The following is a 17,778-nucleotide window of genomic DNA, read 5'->3' as shown; positions in this document are numbered from 1 at the left end:
CAACGACCATTGACAACGGCTAGCAAGCGCGCATGGTGCGTGATAGACTATGCCATCCTCTCAGACAGACCCGTGAATGGGCAGCTCGATTTAACTGCCTGTTATACGTTTTGGTAGGGTGAAAAGCCTGCCAAATCAACTGGTTGTTATAGACCTGATCAGCTAGTTGTTAGAGAAGTGTCATGTTGCGGAACGTCGTGCTGTCATAGCGCAGCCGACAAACACATATTTAATTTCGTTGCCGTTTTTTCGGCAACCTTTATTCTCCAAGGAGATACCCTGTGGCGAACAGCAAGCAAGCTCGCAAGCGCGCCCGCCAGGCCGAGAACCGTCGCGTCCTGAAATCCAGCCAGCGCAGCATGGTCCGCACCTACATCAAGCGTGTAGTGAAAGCGATCAGCACCGGCGACCACGCTAAGGCAATGGAAGAGTTCAAGGCCATGCAGCCGGTTGTTGACCGTATTGCAGACAAAGACGTGCTGTCTAAGAAGAAAGCAGCTCGCCTGAAGAGCCGTTTGAACAAGCGTATTAAGGCACTGGCGGCGTAAGCCGGCAGGCGCCATAAAAAACCGGCTGCGGCCGGTTTTTTTGTGTCTGAATGATTTTTCTAGATGGTTTTTCTGGATGGTTTTTGTGGATAGCTTATGACAGCGAAGAAAGCTCCCAGCACTTCCTCAAACACCGCAATAGTCCGCCGCGGGCTAATGCGCTCGGGTCTTGTCGTCAGTGCGATGACGATGCTGTCGAGGGTGATGGGGCTGGCGCGCGACGTGGTTATCGCTACCTTATTAGGGGCAGGGGATGGCGCCGATGCGTTTTTCGTGGCGTTTAAGATCCCTAATTTTTTGCGGCGTCTATTTGCTGAAGGGGCGTTCAATCAAGCCTTTGTGCCGGTGCTTTCGGAGTACTCTACCCAGCGTAATCGGGAGGAAATACGTGCGCTACTGAATGCGACCGCGGGTAGCTTAACGGCAGTGCTGGCGCTGATTACTGCCGTGGCAATGCTCTGCGCGCCGTGGTTGATTTGGGTGTTTGCCCCCGGGTTTGGCAGTGAGCCGGAAAAGCTGGCGCTGACCGCGGATATGCTGCGCTTAACGTTTCCCTATTTATTGCTGATTTCGCTTACCGCGTTTGCCGGTAGCGTGCTGAATACCTGGAACCGCTTTGCAGTGCCCGCGTTTACGCCGGTATTGCTTAATCTTTCGCTGATAGGTGCGGCGCTATTTTTAATGCCGCTAATGGAAGAGCCCGCCATGGCGCTGGCCTGGGGCGTGCTGATCGCCGGGGCTGCGCAGCTGGTTTTTCAAGTGCCGTTTTTATTGCGCTTGGGGCTGATGCCCACACCCTGGCCAAACTTTGCCCACGAGGGCGTACGGCGCATACTGAAATTGATGGGGCCTGCGCTTTTTGGGGTGTCGGTATCGCAAATTAATCTGCTGTTGGATACGGTCTTGGCTTCGTTGCTGGCGGCGGGTAGCGTGTCGTGGCTCTATTACTCTGACCGGTTGGTAGAACTGCCGCTAGGCGTGTTTGGGGTGGCGATTGGTACGGTGATTTTGCCAGCGCTTTCCAAGCGCCATGCTGACCAGTCCAAAGAGCACTTTGCGGCGATGCTTGATTGGGCTATTCGCATTGTGTTGCTGTTAGGCTTGCCCGCGGCGCTAGCGCTGGCGGTGCTGGCCGAGCCGCTGTTGATCACGCTATTCCATTACGGCGCGATGACTGACAACGACATCCAAATGGCGGCGATGAGCCTACGTGCTTACGCCTTCGGTTTGGTAGCCTTTATGCTGATCAAAGTATTGGCGCCGGGCTTTTTTGCCCGTCAAGACACCAAAACCCCGGTAAAGGTAGGCATTATCGCCATGGTCGCTAATATGGTGCTTAACCTGCTGCTAATTTGGCCGCTGGCGCATGCCGGGTTGGCGTTAGCCACCGCGCTGTCGGCCTTCTTGAACGTTGGCCTGCTGGGTTACCTGCTGCATAAGCAGGGTGTGCTAGTGTTTCAGCCGGGCTGGAAGCGTTATTCGGTACAGCTAATTGGTGGCAGTGGGTTAATGTGTGCGGCACTCTATTTGGTGGCGCCAGATTGGCAAGCGTGGCTCTCCTTTGGCCTGTGGCAGCGGATAAGCTGGGTGACTGGGCTGGTGGTCATGGGCGGCTCACTCTACTTTGCGTGGCTGGCAGCATTAGGTTTACGCATCCGTCATCTTAAAATGCACTCATAACGCTGCACCCTGGCGTGCGGGTTCGTTATAATTGAGGCTTTGTCCTCCCAACGGCTGAGGTGCCATGCGCGTCATTCGAGGTCTGCACAACTTGAAAGCGGCTCATCGTGGCTGCGTTGCGACGATCGGTAACTTCGATGGTGTGCATCGCGGCCATCAGGCCATTCTTCAGCAGTGCCGTGAACATGCCGCACGCTGGAGTGTGCCGCTGACAGTGGTGGTGTTCGAGCCCCAGCCGCGCGAATTTTTTGCCGGTGACCAAGCACCGCCGCGGTTAACCCGCCTGCGAGAAAAAGTGCGTTTACTGCGTGATTTTGGCGCGGAACAAGTGCTGGTGCTGCCGTTTAACGATACGCTGCGCAGCCTGACGGGGCGCGAGTTTATCGATCAGGTATTGATTGATGGGCTCGGCGTTAAGCATTTGGTGGTGGGTGATGACTTCCGCTTTGGCTGTGATCGTCGCGGTGACTTTGCGCTGCTGGCGGAAGTAGGGCGCGAGCAGGGGTTTGGCGTCGAGCACACGCGCACGTTTACCGTGGATGACGAGCGGGTGTCCAGCACGCGGGTGCGTACCTTGCTGGCCAGCGGCAATTTTTCCGCCGCGGCGCGTTTGCTGGGCCGCCCCTATTCATTGCATGGCCGTGTGGTGCGTGACCAGCAGTTGGGGCGCACGCTTGGCGTACCCACCGCCAACTTGCCGCTGCTGCCCCAGCCGTTAACGCTGCGGGGCGTGTTTGCGGTAGTCGCTGAGCTTGAAGATGGTAAACGCCACCAGGGCGTTGCCAATGTTGGCTTTCGTCCGACGGTGGGTTCAGAGCGGCCGACCCTTGAGGTGCACCTGTTCGATTTCTCCGGTGATCTTTACGGCCAACGTATGACGGTATACCCCTGTACGCGACTGCGGGGCGAGGTCAAGTTTGACGGCCTTGACGCGCTGAAAGCGCAAATTGAACGTGACCAAGCCCGTGCTCGCCACTATTTTTCGACGGCAGTGGCCAATCACGACTATTCTCTTCCGCTGGCCTCGGCCCCGCTTGGGCGTGAGACCGCTTCTTCTGATTCATCTTCGGCGGGAAATTCCGCTGATGCTAACGACGGCTGACCGGACTATGGATTACAAGCACACGCTGAATTTGCCTGAAACTGACTTCCCCATGCGCGGCATGCTGCCAAAGCAGGAGCCAGGGCGGGTTTCCCAGTGGCAAGATATGAACATTTACCAGCGCCTGCGTGAAGCGCGCGCAGGTGCGCCGCTGTTTGTACTGCACGATGGCCCTCCTTACGCCAACGGTAGTATTCATATCGGTCACGCCGTTAATAAAATTCTTAAAGATATCATCGTTAAGTCTAAGAATTTAGCCGGTTTTGATGCTCCTTATGTGCCGGGTTGGGACTGCCACGGTTTGCCCATTGAGCACAAGGTAGAAACTACCCATGGCAAGCACTTGGCGCCGGAACACGCCCGCGAGCTTTGCCGTGAATACGCCGGTGCGCAAATCGAAACGCAGTTGGCCGACTTTGTGCGTTTGGGCATCATTGGCGATTGGGATCACCCTTACCGCACCATGGATTTCGCCAACGAAGCGGGCGAGATTCGTGCCTTGGCCGAGATGGTCGACGCGGGCTACGTGTTTAAAGGCTTGAAGCCGGTGAACTGGTGCTTTGACTGTGGCTCGGCGCTGGCGGAAGCCGAGGTCGAGTATGCGGATAAAAAGTCTGACGCCATCGACGTTGCTTTCCCGGTGGAAGACGCCGACAAGCTGGCGGCCGCGTTCGGTTTAAGCGAACTGGCTAAACCAGCGGCGGTAGTGATCTGGACCACCACGCCTTGGACCATTCCGGCCAACCAAGCGTTGAACGTTCACCCCGAGTTCACCTACGCGCTGGTCGATACTGGTGAGCGGCTATTGCTGCTGGCGGAAGAGTTGGTGGAGAGCTGCCTAGAGCGCTTTGGCCTGCAAGGCGAAGTGATTGCCACGACGCAAGGCAAACAGCTTGATCTGATCAATTTCCGTCACCCGTTTTATGATCGTCTCTCGCCGGTCTATCTGGCGGAGTACGTTGAGTCAGAAGTGGGCAGTACCGGTATCGTTCACTCCGCTCCTTCTTACGGCATGGATGACTTTTTAACCTGCCGCGAGCATGGCATGGAGTTCGATGACATGCTTAACCCGGTGCAGGGCAACGGCGTTTACGCTGACGACCTGCCGTTCTTCAGCGGCCAGATGATTTGGAAAGCTAACCCCCAGATCGTCGAAAAACTGCGCGAAGTCGGTGCGCTGATGGCGCATATTCCGATTAAACACAGCTATATGCACTGCTGGCGCCACAAAACGCCGGTGATCTACCGTGCCACGGCGCAGTGGTTTGTGGGCATGGATATTAAAGGCAAAGGCGGCAAAACTCTGCGTGAAAGTGCCCTCGAAGGCATTGAAGCCACGGCGTTTACGCCTGCTTGGGGTCAGGCGCGCTTGCATAGCATGATCGCCAATCGCCCAGACTGGTGTATCTCCCGCCAGCGCAATTGGGGCGTGCCGATTCCGTTCTTCTTACACAAGCAAACCGGTGAGCTGCACCCGCGTACCGTTGGCTTGATGGAAGAGGCGGCCAAGCGCGTTGAGCTAGAAGGTATTGATGCTTGGTTCAAGCTCGACCCCGCTGAGCTATTGGGTGCGGAAGCAGCGGATTACGACAAAGTCACCGATACGCTTGATGTGTGGTTTGACTCTGGCACCACGCACCGCCACGTACTGCGCGGCTCTCATCCGCACGGCCATGAAAGCGGCCCGCGGGCGGATCTGTACCTGGAAGGCTCTGACCAGCACCGTGGTTGGTTCCACTCTTCACTGCTGACAGGCTCGGCCATTGACGGTCATCCACCGTATCGTCAGCTGCTGACCCATGGCTTTACCGTTGATTCTCAGGGTCGTAAGCAGTCCAAGTCGCTGGGTAACGTGGTCGCGCCCCAGGAAGTGATGGATAAGCTGGGCGGTGATATTCTGCGCCTATGGGTCGCCTCCACCGATTACTCCGGCGAAATGGCCGTTTCCGATGAGATTTTGAAGCGCACGTCAGACGTATATCGGCGGATTCGGAACACTGCGCGCTTCCTGCTTTCGAACCTTAACGGGTTTGATCCAGAGAAAAACCAAGTCGCGTTTGGCGATATGCTGGCACTGGATCAGTGGGTGGTGGATCGCGCTTACCAGCTGCAAGCGCGGATCGAAAAAGCCTATGAAGAGTACCGCTTCCTGGATGTGTATCAGCAGGTGCACGGTTTCTGCGCGCGGGAATTAGGTGGCTTCTATTTAGATGTTATCAAAGACCGCCAATACACCACGCAAACCGATTCGCTGGCACGCCGCAGTGCGCAAACCGCGCTCTATCACGTGGTGGAAGCACTGAGCCGCTGGATCGCGCCGATTTTGTCATTCACTGCTGAAGAGATTCACGAGAACATTCCCGGTAAGCGCGGCGACAGCGTGCTGCTCGAGACCTACTACACGGATCTGGGCAGCCTGGACGATAACGCTGATTTGGGTCGCGCGTTCTGGGAGCAGGTACTAGAGGTTAAGCACTCGGTTAACAAGTGCCTGGAAGACGCCCGTAATGCCAAAGTGATCAAGGGCAGCCTGGCGGCAGAGGTCACGCTATACGTGAGCGATGAACTGCAGGCGACACTGACTAAACTGGGCGATGAACTGCGCTTTGTCATGCTCACCAGCGAAGTCACGCTTAAGCCCCTGGCTGATGCAGGCGATGCAGAAGCAACGGATCTAGAGAGTCTGAAAGTGGCTGTCAAAGCCAGCGACAACGACAAGTGCGAGCGTTGCTGGCACCACCGCCCTGATGTAGGCACGCATGCCGAACACCCTGATCTATGTGGCCGCTGTATCAGCAACCTCCCTGAAGGCAGCGGTGAGACTCGTTACTATGCTTAAAGAAGGAAATACGCCTGATACGAATACGTCTAGCGATGCCAGCGCGCGGCCGACGATGCAGCGGCCGTTGCGTTGGCTGTGGCTAGCGGTGGTAGTGATTGTGTTGGACTTGGCCACGAAATACGTGGCCAGCAGCCAGCTCGGCTATGCTCAGCCGGTGGAAGTGTTGCCGTTCTTTAATCTGACACTGCTACACAACACCGGCGCGGCATTCAGCTTTTTAGCCACTCACCCCGGCTGGCAGCGCTGGTTCTTCGCCCTGATTGCGATTGGCGCGACGGTAGGCTTAACCATTTGGCTCACACGCATCAAGCACGATGAAAAACTGTTGGCGATCGCGCTGCCGTTGATTATCGGGGGTGCGCTGGGGAATCTTTATGACCGCTTGGTACATGGCTATGTAGTCGATTTTCTCTCCTTCCACGCCGCCGGATGGTACTACCCGGCGTTTAATGTGGCGGATATTGCGATTACCCTGGGGGCGGTCGCTTTAATCTGGGAATCGATCATGGGTGAGCGGCGGCGTAAAAAAGCGCACGGGAACGTTTCATAACGGTCTGACCATGAAGGTCTGTTAATAGCGGTCTGTCCTAACGAGAAGACATTCACTTAAAGTCATTTATAGACAGGTAAGGATGGTAATGAGCGACTACCGTATTGATGATGGCATGGAAGTGACGCTGCACTTCACCTTAAAGCTGGAAGACGGCACTTTGGTAGACTCCACCAAAGATAAAGCACCGGCTACCTTCGCAGTGGGCGATGGGAATCTGCCGCCCGGTTTTGAGCATCCGATTAAAGGCATGGCCGCGGGTCAAGAGGGGACGTTTCAGATCTCCCCAGAGCATGCTTTCGGTCAGCATAACCCGCAAAATATTCAGACCCTGAAGCGGGAAGATTTTGGTGACGAGCCCCCGGAAATTGGCATGGTGATGTCGTTTGCCGATAAAGCGGGAACGGAATTGCCAGGTGTGGTCAAAACCATTGACGGTGATCGTATTGAGGTGGATTTCAATCACCCGTTAGCAGGCCGCACGCTTACGTTTGAAGTAGAAGTACTGGACGTTAAGCCGGTGAACACTCATTAAGCAGATGCTACGTCGCATCAAGGCGCTCTTATGACAAGCACGCAGCAAACACAGCCTATCGAAATTAAATTGGCCAACCCGCGCGGCTTTTGTGCCGGTGTGGATCGTGCGATTGATATCGTCAATCGCGCGCTGGATGTCTTTGGCCCGCCCATTTATGTGCGCCACGAGGTGGTCCATAACCGCTTTGTGGTCGAAACACTGCGGGATCGTGGTGCTGTGTTCGTTGAAGAGCTGGATGAAGTGCCGGATGACGTCATTGTCATTTTCTCAGCCCACGGTGTTTCCCGAGCGGTGCAAGCCGATGCCGAGCGGCGGGGGTTGAAGGTATTTGACGCCACCTGCCCGCTAGTGACCAAGGTGCACCTGGAAGTGCTGCGCTACGCCAAACGTGGGCAGGAGTGCATTTTGATCGGCCATGAAGGGCACCCGGAAGTCGAAGGCACCATGGGGCGCTACGATACCTCCCACGGCGGGCGTATCTACTTGGTCGAGGACGAAAAAGACGTTGCTAACCTGGAAGTACGTGATCCCTCCAAGCTTGCCTTCGTAACGCAAACCACGCTCTCAATGGATGACACCGCCAAAGTGATTGATGCGCTGCGTGACAAGTTTTCCGAGATCCAAGGCCCACGTAATGATGATATCTGTTACGCCACGCAAAATCGCCAGGATGCCGTGCGTGAGCTAGCCGCCCAGAGTGATTTGTTATTAGTGGTTGGTAGCCCCAATAGCTCAAACTCGAACCGCTTGCGGGAGCTTTCGGAGCGTATGGGTACACCTGCCTATTTGATCGACAACGCCGATCAGATCGACCCGCAATGGCTTGAGAATGTAGCGCGTATCGGCGTCACCGCTGGCGCCAGTGCCCCTGAAGTGCTGGTCAAAGGGGTGATTGCCAAGCTTCAAACCATGGGCGCTGCTATGCCCGAAGAGTTACAAGGCCGCGAAGAAACCATTACTTTTTCCATGCCAAAAGAGTTACGTGAAAAGGTGATTGCCAGCAGCTGATCTTAGGTTTCGTGATGCAAAGCGTATTAGTTTGCGACATACTGAAACAGTATGAGCCAACTAATACAGGAGCAAAGCCGCGTGCCTTATGTTACTCATCCTTCCACTGGCCGTTTTTCCCATAACGGCCAGCGCGGCTTTACCCTCATTGAGTTAATGATTGTGCTGGTGATCATCGGCATCGTCGCCTCCATTGCCTACCCCAGCTATACCCGCTATGTGGAGCGCAGCCAGCGCGCTGCAGCCAAAACCGTACTGATGGAGGCGGCGAGTATCTTAGAGCGCTGTTATACCAGCAGTTACAGCTATGAAAACTGTAGTAACGCAGAGTCAAATATCAGCAATGTGTCAAATGATTTATACGCGACGTTTGAACTTGAGGATGAAGCAAGTAGCTATACCGTGCGTGCAAAAGCCGCAGCGGCTCGTGTGAAAGCGGGGTGCGCGACGTTGGAGCTACATAGTAATGGTGAACGTACTCCTAGCGACTGCTGGTAATTTATGACTCAACGCGGCTTCACTCTAATTGAACTGCTGATTACCTTGGCCATTGCCGCGATTCTAGCCACGGTGGCGGTGCCTGCGTTCTCAGGCTTTCTTGCGCGCCAGCAGCTAGCAAGTGATGTTAATGAAATGATCTCGGTGCTCAGTTTGGCGCGCAGCGAGGCAATAAAACAGCGCAGTGATATGACGGTCATCTTTTCACCCCCTAATACTGCCACTTCAAACCGCCGTCCTGAATCCTGTAGAAATAATGAAATCGTTGAAAATACAGATGAAAGCAGTGAAGAGAGCATCCGTTACCGTTACTCGGCATGGTGCTACTGGGTAGAGCACGACGAAGAAGATGAGATCTTGCGGGTAGGGCCGTCGGCCAATATAACCACGCCAGCGCAAGAGTTCTCGCTCACCTTCCAAAATTTGGGGGACGCCGACATTTCCAACTGCCCTGACTCACCCTGCGAAATGACGCTAAATACTACCGGGAAAAATGCTTCAACTGCTCCTGTTACTCTGGTAATCCGCACCACTGGCAGCATTCGCAGAAAGGAGAGTGAGTTATGAACTCTCAGCGCGGCTTTAGCTTAATAGAAGCGCTGATAGCGCTAGTGGTTCTCTCGATTGGCCTGATCGGTGTAGCGGCCATGCAGCTGAAAGCATTACAGAGTGCGACTGCTGGCTATCAGCGTTCGGTGGTAACACTTGCAGCGGTGGATGCCCAAGAGCGGCTGTGGGCGGAGTTGGCTCAGTTAGCCGATGGAGATGATTGCTCAGTGATAACTCCTCAGCAAGCACGTTCGCCTAGTAATGATAGTGTCGAAGAACAGTGGAAAGAGTGGTGGAATGATGATGATCCTTCTAATCCGTTGCGTAGTGTGAATTGGGAAAATAGCAGTATAGAGCTCTCTTCAGCTATTGATTGCCAATTTACGATCACAATTGAACAAGGCGAGGGGCCCGGTAGTATTGATGCCGAAACCTTTGCCTATGTCTTCCGCTTGCCCAAGCTGTGAGGCTTACAATGTCAAAACACTGGCAAACAGGCTTTACGCTCGTTGAATTGATGGTCGCAATGGCGGTTGGTTCTATTGTTATATTAGGAGCTGGCCAACTATTCCTGACCACTTTTCAAACATTCAGAGCAGTGGATGAGCTAAGCCGTAAGCAGGAAACGGTCATATTTGCGGCCAATAACTTGGTTAACGCCTATCGGCGGGGTGGCGCAGAATATACCTTAAAACCAACAACCGACACCCCTGATGAATGTTCAATTCAGGCAAATGACGAACCAATTGTAGGTGGGTTAGCACAGTTTGATGGTGAGTGTAGCGCTGAGAGGTTTATTAGCGCTGGAGAATTGGCACCTGGACAGACGCTAGACGGTTATCATCGCTTTACATTTGATTTTGGACGTGATGATGAACAATTAGAAACACTTTCGTTTCATGTGATGAAGCGCCCACCTCAAGAAGAGGTATGCCCAATGCCAGGTACCAGCGAGGGTGACGCTTTTATTTCAGGTTCTAGAGTTCCTTCTCCTGCTAGTTATATACAGGAACTAAGAAATGCGGAAGTAGTGGTTAATACTTGTAGTGTAAGTGAAATTAGCTCTTCAAGTGAAAAGTTTTTCTATTGTAATGATAATTTAAATGACCTCGATATAGGAGGTATGGATAGTAAAGTAATAATGGCCGAGCAAAATATTACATTTCAAATGAATGACAATAAATCAGTCTCGAATGTGGCTTTAGTGGCGATGAATGCTATTAATATGAGTGGAAATAATAACGTAAATGCTACGCTGAGCGGTGTTTTTTGGAGTGCTCAGAATATTGGTTTAGGTGCAAGTGGCGTACATTTTTCTGGCAGTGTTCTTTCTACTAACAATTACACAATGAATAATTTCACGTCTCAAGAAGAAAGTAGGGAACCTTGGTGTCTTTTAGAGCCTTACTATTCACTTTTTGAAAATATTGGGGAGTAAGGAGCATGAAAAATCAACAAGGTGCAGCGTTAGTTATTGTTATGGCGTTGCTTTCTGGCGCGCTAATGGTCGGCATTTCAGGCATGAACTCAGCGCTGATTGATGAGCGGCTGGCGGGGAATTATCGTGCCGCTGCAATTGCTCAGATGAATGCAGAAAGAGCAGCATCGGATAGTGTGACGAATGATATTTTTATAGGTAGTAGTAATGGCCAAGGTCAAGAGTTCTGGAATGATGAGCCTGCTAAAAACCTATTAAAAAATAATTTAAAAGAGATAATAGAAAGTGACAATAACATTCATGATTGGAAGGATGTTGTTAGAGGCTTTAGATATGAAGATATAAAAGAAAATTTTGATGTTGTAAGTCAGTATAATGAAAATGTTTGTAGTGACGGCGATTATAATCGCTGTCTATATTTTCCTGTTTATATAGATGTAGAGTCCGGAGCGCCTGAATGGTATGTAATTGCTTTTGGTGCCATTGAGAGCGAGCAAGGTAATGTGATTGCTCAAAGTTCTCCTATTTTTATCAAATTTTCTTCCACTAGTAGTGGGGGAGTAGGTCTTCCGTTTGATTCAGATGTGCTTGAAGAGGCTATTGGTGTATTTGATAAGATTGGTATGTTTGCAGGCGAAGATATTGATATAGATAATCAAGGGAAATACGATTTTATAGGACTGTTGCAAGCTGATGATGAATTTGACGTTGGTAATGAGAATAATTTCATTTTTGATGGAGATGGCTCAGGTGAAGTTAGTCAGAACGATAAAGAAAGTTTTCCGGTTGTTAATTTTGATTCGATCATTGAAGAGGTTAAACAGACAGCCAATCCTGTTGGTGGCTATGATGAAGACTGCGTTATAGCGCCTTTTGGTGATCAAGAAGGGGAGGTTATTTTTTGTGATGGTGATGTAGAGTTAAGTGGTAACTTTTCTAACGTTTTTATAGTAGCTGATGGTGATGTGAACATAATAGGTGATACTGCGTTAGAAAACGTTTTTATAGTTTCAAATGAAGACATTGAGAATGAAAACGAAAAAAATGACTTCGCTTCTAAAAATTCATTTTTTTTCTCTAAAGACGGGGTTGACCTTGATCTGAAGGGTAAAAATACAATAGATGGACTTTGGATTTACTCGGGTGATGATATTGATATTGATGTTAAAGGTGGAGGAAATGAAGAATGGATTGGGGGGTTAATGGCGAAAAGCGATATCGATTTTGATACTAATGGGCGTTACAACTTTCGTCATGCTTCCGCAAGCACAACATTTTCGCAATCAGATGCTGGAGCAGGTAGTAGCAGTAATCCAGGGTTGACGGTAGTTTCTTGGGAAAGCTAATTAATGCGTAGTAAGATGAGAAATTATTTAATTATTTTCTCCAAGCAGCATGGTTGAGTCCATTAGTATGAATAAACTCTGTAAAACCCGCGTTCTCACTGGTATTACCACCACCGGTACACCCCATTTGGGCAACTATGTAGGGGCAATCAAGCCCGCCATTGAGGCGAGCCAGGATCCTAACGTTCAGTCGTTTTATTTTTTGGCTGACTATCATGCCTTGATCAAATGCCCTGATCCGAAACGTGTGCAAGAGTCGCGGCTGGAAATTGCCGCTACGTGGCTAGCTCTTGGGCTAGATACCGACAATGCCATTTTTTATCGCCAGTCGGATATTTTGGAAATTCCTGAGCTTACCTGGATGCTCTCTTGCGTGTGCGCCAAAGGCCTGATGAATCGCGCCCATGCATATAAGGCGGCGGTGGCTGAGAATGAAGAGGCGGAAAACCAAGACCCGGATAAAGGCATCACCATGGGGCTGTTTGGCTACCCTGTGCTAATGGCGGCGGATATTTTAATGTTTAACGCCAACAAGGTGCCGGTAGGGCGTGATCAGATTCAGCATATCGAGATGGCCCGTGATATCGCCGGGCGCTTTAATCATCTCTACAAGGGTCAGCATTTTGTCCTCCCAGAAGCCGTCGTTGACGAGAAAACGCAGCTTCTGAATGGTTTGGATGGGCGCAAGATGTCCAAAAGCTACGATAATACGATCCCGCTCTTTTCGGCCGAGAAAAAGCTGCAAAAGCTGGTACGCAAGATCAAGACCAACTCACTGGAGCCCGGTGAGCCGAAAGATCCGGACACCTGCACGCTGTTTCAGATTTACTCCGCTTTTGCGACGGCGCAAGAGACCGCCAGCTTCCGCGAGCAGTACGCCGCAGGCATTGGCTGGGGTGATGCGAAGAACCAAGTGTTTGAGTACTTGAACGCTCACTTAAGCGCCCCTCGTGAACGCTATAACGCGCTCATGGAAGATCCTGCTCATATTGAAGCGATACTTCAAAAAGGCGCCGAGCGGGCGCGCGAAGAAGCGGCAGTCACGATGGACCGCTTACGCGCTGCTGTTGGCCTAGGGCGGTTTGTTTAACATCTGAATACTGCCATTCACAGTAGTGACCTGTTAGTCATCTAGCAGTAACGACGAAGCCCCTTCCGCTTGGAAAGGGCTTCGTTTGTTTCGGGCCTCGCGCTTTGCTGCTAACTAGGCTGTTAGTGATAGCTCAGCCTTCAATCGGGGGCGTCAGTCATTAACTGAATGAGCATGTTTGTGCATGAGCATGGTTGTGCTGATGTCCTATAGTGCTTATCACGTAGGCTATGTATTTCTCAGATACGTACTTAGCTTCGCAAAAGCAACGCATCCACAAAGGGAATATTGTATGCGGTCAAGGTATCGACATCAGTCGTTTACGGAATGTGCATTGATAGCCTTAACGCTGGCGGTCGTCGCGTTAATGCTTTGGAAGCTTGTTGGACTACTGATCCTGATTTTTGGCGCAGTGGTGGGCGCCTGTATATTGCAAACGGGTATGACGCCACTTTTGAGGCTAGGCGTCCCCCGTTGGCTGGCACTGTTAACGGTAATAGTAACGCTAACCCTGGGGCTGGGCTTAATTAGCTGGGCATTTGGCGCGCAGGTGTCTTCTGAGCTGGAATCATTGTCTGCTCTGCTACCTGACGCTTGGGAACAGCTTCAGGATCGGCTTGAAGGAACGCAGTTAGCGCCATTGGTTAATGATGCCGCTGAGCGAGCAGGTAGCGTATTAGAAAACGGTATTTCTCAGGTTGGGATGGTGGTGGTCTCAATGGGCGGCAGTGTCGTCAGCTTCTTCGCGCTTGTTGTCGGCATGATTTATTTTGCTGCCCAGCCAGGTGTTTATCGCCGTGGTTTATTGTTACTTGCGCCCATTAAAAGCCGTCCACGTTTGGGTGAAGCGCTGGATGAGAGTGGTAAGGCGCTCCGCTATTGGCTTGGCGGGCAGTTAGTGGCTATGGTGGCCACTGGGCTTTTAGTGGGTGTCAGCATGTGGCTGTTAGGTGTGCCAGCGCCGCTTGGCTTGGGGTTAGTGGCTGGGCTATTGGATTTTGTGCCTCTGGTGGGGCCTCTGATTGCCGCTATTCCTGCGTTGTTGCTTGCCTTCACTGTGAGCCCTCAAACCACGCTGTTTGTGCTGATTGTGTATACGATTATTCAGCAGATAGAGGGCAATATTTTACAGCCGCTGGTACAGCAGCGCGCTGTTCACTTGCCCCCCGCCATGCTGCTTTTTTCGCTGTTTGCAGCCAGTACTCTGTTTGGTTTAGCCGGCCTGATTTTGGCCGCACCGCTGACGGTGGTGGCGTTTGTGTTGGTGAACAGGCTATACGTCACTCGAGAGGAAGAAAGCCAGTAAATAGTGTTAATCGTCATAAATACATCTGCACAAATAATTGTACGCCGATTATTAGCAGCGTTAAGCTTATCATCATTATCCGTATTAACTGGATCCATTCTGTCTGGAAGCGCCTGTTCGTGAACAGGCGCTTTTGGCATTGATAAAGGTGAATGTATGTCTACAACGACGGCTGCTGCGCCGCAGAGTTATCGCGTGCCGCTCATTGCCTCAGCGGCGATTGTGCTTGGCGCGTTGCTTATAGGAGTAGTGTTTGAGGCCAATACGGGCCTGTTGATGATTGTCGGTGGGCTGTTTGGCATGGTGCTTTATCATGCTGCCTTTGGTTTTACCTCGGCGTGGCGAGTATTTATTACCGAACGGCGAGGGCGTGGCTTGCGTGCCCAGATGGTGATGCTGGCGATTGCGGTGGTGCTGTTTTTCCCTGCTTTGGGAGCGGGCACGCTATTTGGTAATGAGGTGTCGGGCTTTGTCGCGCCTATCGGTATCTCCGTACTGGTGGGGGCCTTCTTATTCGGTTTAGGCATGCAGTTAGGCGGTGGGTGTGCTTCTGGTACGCTTTTTACCGCGGGTGGTGGTAACGCACGTATGTTGATCACCTTGGTGTTCTTTATTGTCGGCTCGGTGATTGGTTCGGCGCATTTTGCCTGGTGGCAGAGTTTGCCGGCCTTTCAGCCGGTATCACTGGTCAACGTGGCTGGGGTCAGTGGCGGGGTGGCGATAAGCCTGGTGCTGTTTGCTGCGATTGCTGCTTTCACCTGGGTGATGGAGAAGCGCCGCCATGGTCAGTTAGAGCAGGCGCCTGCTGTTAATAAACAAAGTGCTGAGCGTTGGCTGACAGGGCCTTGGCCATTGTTGGCGGGTGCCGTGGCGTTGGCGTTGCTGAATTTCGTCACCTTGGCACTGGCTGGCCGCCCATGGGGAATTACCTCTGCGTTCGCACTGTGGGGTGCAAAGAGCTATGCGCTCGTTGGTGGCGATGTAAGCCAATGGGGCTATTGGCAAGCGCCGGGTAATGCAGCAGCGCTTGAAGCCAGCGTATGGAGTGATATCACTACGGTAATGAACGTTGGCATTATGCTGGGGGCACTTGCCGCCGCCAGCTTGGCCGGTCGCTTTGCGCCTAACTTTAAGATTCCATTGAAATCTCTTCTGGCGGCAATCGTTGGTGGCCTCCTGTTGGGGTATGGCGCCCGCTTGGCGTATGGCTGCAATATCGGCGCCTACTTCAGCGGCATTGCATCTGGCAGCCTGCATGGCTGGGTATGGTTGGTTGCTGCGTTCGCCGGCAATATGCTGGGTGTTAAGTTAAGACCTTTCTTTTTCGGCGGCGTAGAAGGCCGAAAACCCACCGCTAAAACCAGCTAAAGCTAGTTTAAAAGCGCTAAAATAGTTAGATGACGCCTCGGTTTGAAACACATTAAACCGGGGCGTTTTTATGTTAACAACGTCGCTCTCTTCTACCTTTGTAGCAGGAGCATGTTACATTAAGCCCAAACGCCGCAAACGCCCGATGTTGCTGCATTGCAGCAGTGATTGACATAAAAAGAGAATGCTTATGACTACCCAGAGTAAACGCCCCTTATACCTTCCTTACGCCGGTCCTTCTCTGCTCGAAATGCCGCTATTGAACAAAGGCAGCGCGTTTACTCAACAGGAGCGCCTGGCGTTTAACCTGATTGGCTTGCTGCCGCAAAAAGTGGAAACCATTGAGGATCAGCTGGAGCGGGTCTATCGCCAGTACCAGCAGTGCCATAGTGACCTTGAGAAACACATCCATCTGCGCGCTATTCAAGATGACAACGAAACGCTCTATTTCCGTTTGGTGTCTCAGCACCTTGAAGAGATGCTGCCGATTATCTATACCCCCACGGTCGGTCAGGCATGTCAGGAATTCTCCAATATTTATCGCAACCACCGTGGTCTGTTTATTAGCTACCCTGACCGCGAGCATATGGATGACATCCTGCGCAGCGCCACGAAAGATAACGTCAAGGTCATCGTGGTGACGGATGGTGAGCGGATTTTGGGGCTGGGTGACCAGGGAATCGGGGGCATGGGAATTCCGATTGGTAAACTGGCACTGTATACCGCCTGTGGTGGCATTAGTCCCGCTTACACGCTGCCGATCATGATTGATGTAGGCACCAACAACAAAGCGCTGCTGGATGACCCCATGTACATGGGTTGGCGCCACGAGCGGGTAGGGCAGGAAGAGTACGATGCTTTCATGGCGGAGTTTATTGCCGCCGTGAAGCGCCGTTGGCCTAACGTGCTGCTGCAATTTGAAGACTTTGCCCAGGCCAATGCGGTGCCGCTGCTTGAGCGTTATCGTAATGAACTGTGCTGCTTCAACGATGACGTACAGGGCACTGCTTCGGTGGTGGTCGGTACCTTGATGGCGGCTTGCCAAGCGCGCGAAGAAACCATCGCCCAGCAGCGCGTGGTGTTTGTCGGCGGCGGTTCTGCAGGCTGTGGGATTGCCGAGCAGGTGGTGGTGGCCATGGAAGCCGAAGGCTTGACCGAAAGCGAAGCCCGGGCACGTATTTTTATTGTTGATCGGGACGGTTTAATGACCAGCGATCAAGCGTGGCAGCGCGACTTCCAGCGCCGCCTGGCCCACGACCCCTCCTTGGTGGTTGGCTGGAATGGTCAAGCCCTGGAGGAAACGATCGCGCAGATCAAGCCAACGGTGTTGATCGGTGTCTGTGGGCAACGCGGTATTTTCACCGAGCAAGTTGTTCGCACCATGCACGCGGGCTGTGAGCACCCAGTGATCATGCCGCTCTCCAACCCGACCTCGCAAGCAGAGGCGGTGCCGGAAGATGTTATCCGCTGGACCGATGGTCAAGCGCTGGTAGCCACCGGTAGCCCCTTCGCGCCGGTGGTTTACAACGGCCGCACTTACCCGATCGCCCAGTGCAACAACGCCTATATCTTCCCAGGTATCGGTTTAGGGGTTATTGCCGCCAGTGCCAACCGAGTCACCGATGAGATGCTGATGAGCGCCTCTCGGGCGCTGGCCCGTGAAGCACCGCTGGTGAAAGAGGGCAAAGGCGCGCTGCTGCCACCTCTATCGCGTATTCGCGATATCAGTAAGTCGATTGCCTTTGAAGTCGCTGCACAGGCGCAGCAGAACGGCGTGGCACTGAAAACCAGCGGCACGACGCTGCGTGAGTTGATTGAAAAGGCGTCCTGGTCGCCGGATTACCGCACCTATCGCCGCCGCGCATTCTAAGCAAAAAAAAGCCCCCACCGAGGTGGGGGCTGCAAGCATTGGTAG

16 protein-coding genes are annotated in these 17,778 nt (G+C 52.5%); all 16 read left to right on the top strand.

Features of this window, described 5'->3' with window-relative positions:
- Nucleotides 1-281 precede the first annotated feature (281 nt).
- The gene (rpsT, locus tag ACWI0H_RS18030) at nucleotides 282-548 is read left to right on the top strand and encodes a 30S ribosomal protein S20 (protein WP_008959243.1); all 267 of its coding nucleotides are present in this window, start codon (nucleotides 282-284) and stop codon (nucleotides 546-548) included.
- A gap of 96 nt (nucleotides 549-644) precedes the next feature.
- Nucleotides 645-2,228 (top strand): murein biosynthesis integral membrane protein MurJ, encoded by a 1,584-nt coding sequence (gene murJ / locus ACWI0H_RS18025; RefSeq protein WP_485874124.1) that lies wholly within the window; start codon nucleotides 645-647, stop codon nucleotides 2,226-2,228.
- Nucleotides 2,229-2,292: 64 nt separating this feature from the next.
- A complete protein-coding gene (gene ribF / locus ACWI0H_RS18020; RefSeq protein ID WP_485874123.1) occupies nucleotides 2,293-3,330 on the top strand; it encodes a bifunctional riboflavin kinase/FAD synthetase in 1,038 nt (345 codons plus the stop codon).
- Complete coding sequence (ileS, locus tag ACWI0H_RS18015; RefSeq protein ID WP_485874122.1) at nucleotides 3,314-6,169, top strand: isoleucine--tRNA ligase; 2,856 nt, start codon at nucleotides 3,314-3,316, stop codon at nucleotides 6,167-6,169. The genes ribF and ileS overlap by 17 nt, the downstream gene beginning before the upstream one ends.
- Nucleotides 6,170-6,224: 55 nt before the next feature.
- Nucleotides 6,225-6,722 (top strand): signal peptidase II, encoded by a 498-nt coding sequence (lspA, locus tag ACWI0H_RS18010; RefSeq protein ID WP_101146639.1) that lies wholly within the window; start codon nucleotides 6,225-6,227, stop codon nucleotides 6,720-6,722.
- 88 nt (nucleotides 6,723-6,810) lie between these two features.
- Complete coding sequence (gene fkpB, locus ACWI0H_RS18005; protein ID WP_485874121.1) at nucleotides 6,811-7,257, top strand: FKBP-type peptidyl-prolyl cis-trans isomerase; 447 nt, start codon at nucleotides 6,811-6,813, stop codon at nucleotides 7,255-7,257.
- A gap of 30 nt (nucleotides 7,258-7,287) precedes the next feature.
- A complete protein-coding gene (gene ispH / locus ACWI0H_RS18000) occupies nucleotides 7,288-8,268 on the top strand; it encodes a 4-hydroxy-3-methylbut-2-enyl diphosphate reductase (protein WP_101146635.1) in 981 nt (326 codons plus the stop codon).
- A 51-nt stretch (nucleotides 8,269-8,319) separates the two neighbouring features.
- Nucleotides 8,320-8,766, top strand: coding sequence for a type IV pilin protein (locus ACWI0H_RS17995; protein ID WP_485874120.1), 447 nt, complete (start codon nucleotides 8,320-8,322; stop codon nucleotides 8,764-8,766).
- 3 nt (nucleotides 8,767-8,769) lie between these two features.
- Entirely contained in the window at nucleotides 8,770-9,333 is a 564-nt protein-coding gene (locus ACWI0H_RS17990; protein ID WP_485874119.1) for a pilus assembly FimT family protein, read from the top strand.
- Entirely contained in the window at nucleotides 9,330-9,782 is a 453-nt protein-coding gene (locus ACWI0H_RS17985; protein WP_485874118.1) for a type IV pilus modification PilV family protein, read from the top strand. Before ACWI0H_RS17990 ends, ACWI0H_RS17985 begins: the two co-directional genes overlap by 4 nt.
- 8 nt (nucleotides 9,783-9,790) lie before the next feature.
- Nucleotides 9,791-10,753, top strand: coding sequence for a PilW family protein (locus ACWI0H_RS17980; RefSeq protein ID WP_485874117.1), 963 nt, complete (start codon nucleotides 9,791-9,793; stop codon nucleotides 10,751-10,753).
- 5 nt (nucleotides 10,754-10,758) lie between these two features.
- Nucleotides 10,759-12,099: a pilus assembly PilX family protein gene (locus ACWI0H_RS17975; protein WP_485874116.1), complete on the top strand. Its 1,341-nt coding sequence runs from the start codon at nucleotides 10,759-10,761 to the stop codon at nucleotides 12,097-12,099.
- 67 nt (nucleotides 12,100-12,166) lie between these two features.
- The gene (locus tag ACWI0H_RS17970; RefSeq protein WP_485874115.1) at nucleotides 12,167-13,189 is read left to right on the top strand and encodes a tryptophan--tRNA ligase; all 1,023 of its coding nucleotides are present in this window, start codon (nucleotides 12,167-12,169) and stop codon (nucleotides 13,187-13,189) included.
- A 292-nt stretch (nucleotides 13,190-13,481) separates the two neighbouring features.
- Nucleotides 13,482-14,495: an AI-2E family transporter gene (locus ACWI0H_RS17965; protein WP_485874114.1), complete on the top strand. Its 1,014-nt coding sequence runs from the start codon at nucleotides 13,482-13,484 to the stop codon at nucleotides 14,493-14,495.
- Nucleotides 14,496-14,651: 156 nt separating this feature from the next.
- Nucleotides 14,652-15,863, top strand: coding sequence for a YeeE/YedE family protein (locus ACWI0H_RS17960; protein WP_485874113.1), 1,212 nt, complete (start codon nucleotides 14,652-14,654; stop codon nucleotides 15,861-15,863).
- Nucleotides 15,864-16,053: 190 nt separating this feature from the next.
- On the top strand, nucleotides 16,054-17,733 hold the full coding sequence (locus tag ACWI0H_RS17955; RefSeq protein ID WP_336274939.1) for an NAD-dependent malic enzyme: 1,680 nt from the start codon (nucleotides 16,054-16,056) through the stop codon (nucleotides 17,731-17,733).
- Nucleotides 17,734-17,778: the final 45 nt, after the last annotated feature.

The sequence above is a fragment of the Halomonas sp. NYA30 genome, assembly GCF_976980765.1.
The sequence above is the reverse complement of the archived record's forward strand: the minus strand, read 5'-3'. Positions and strand labels throughout refer to the sequence as shown.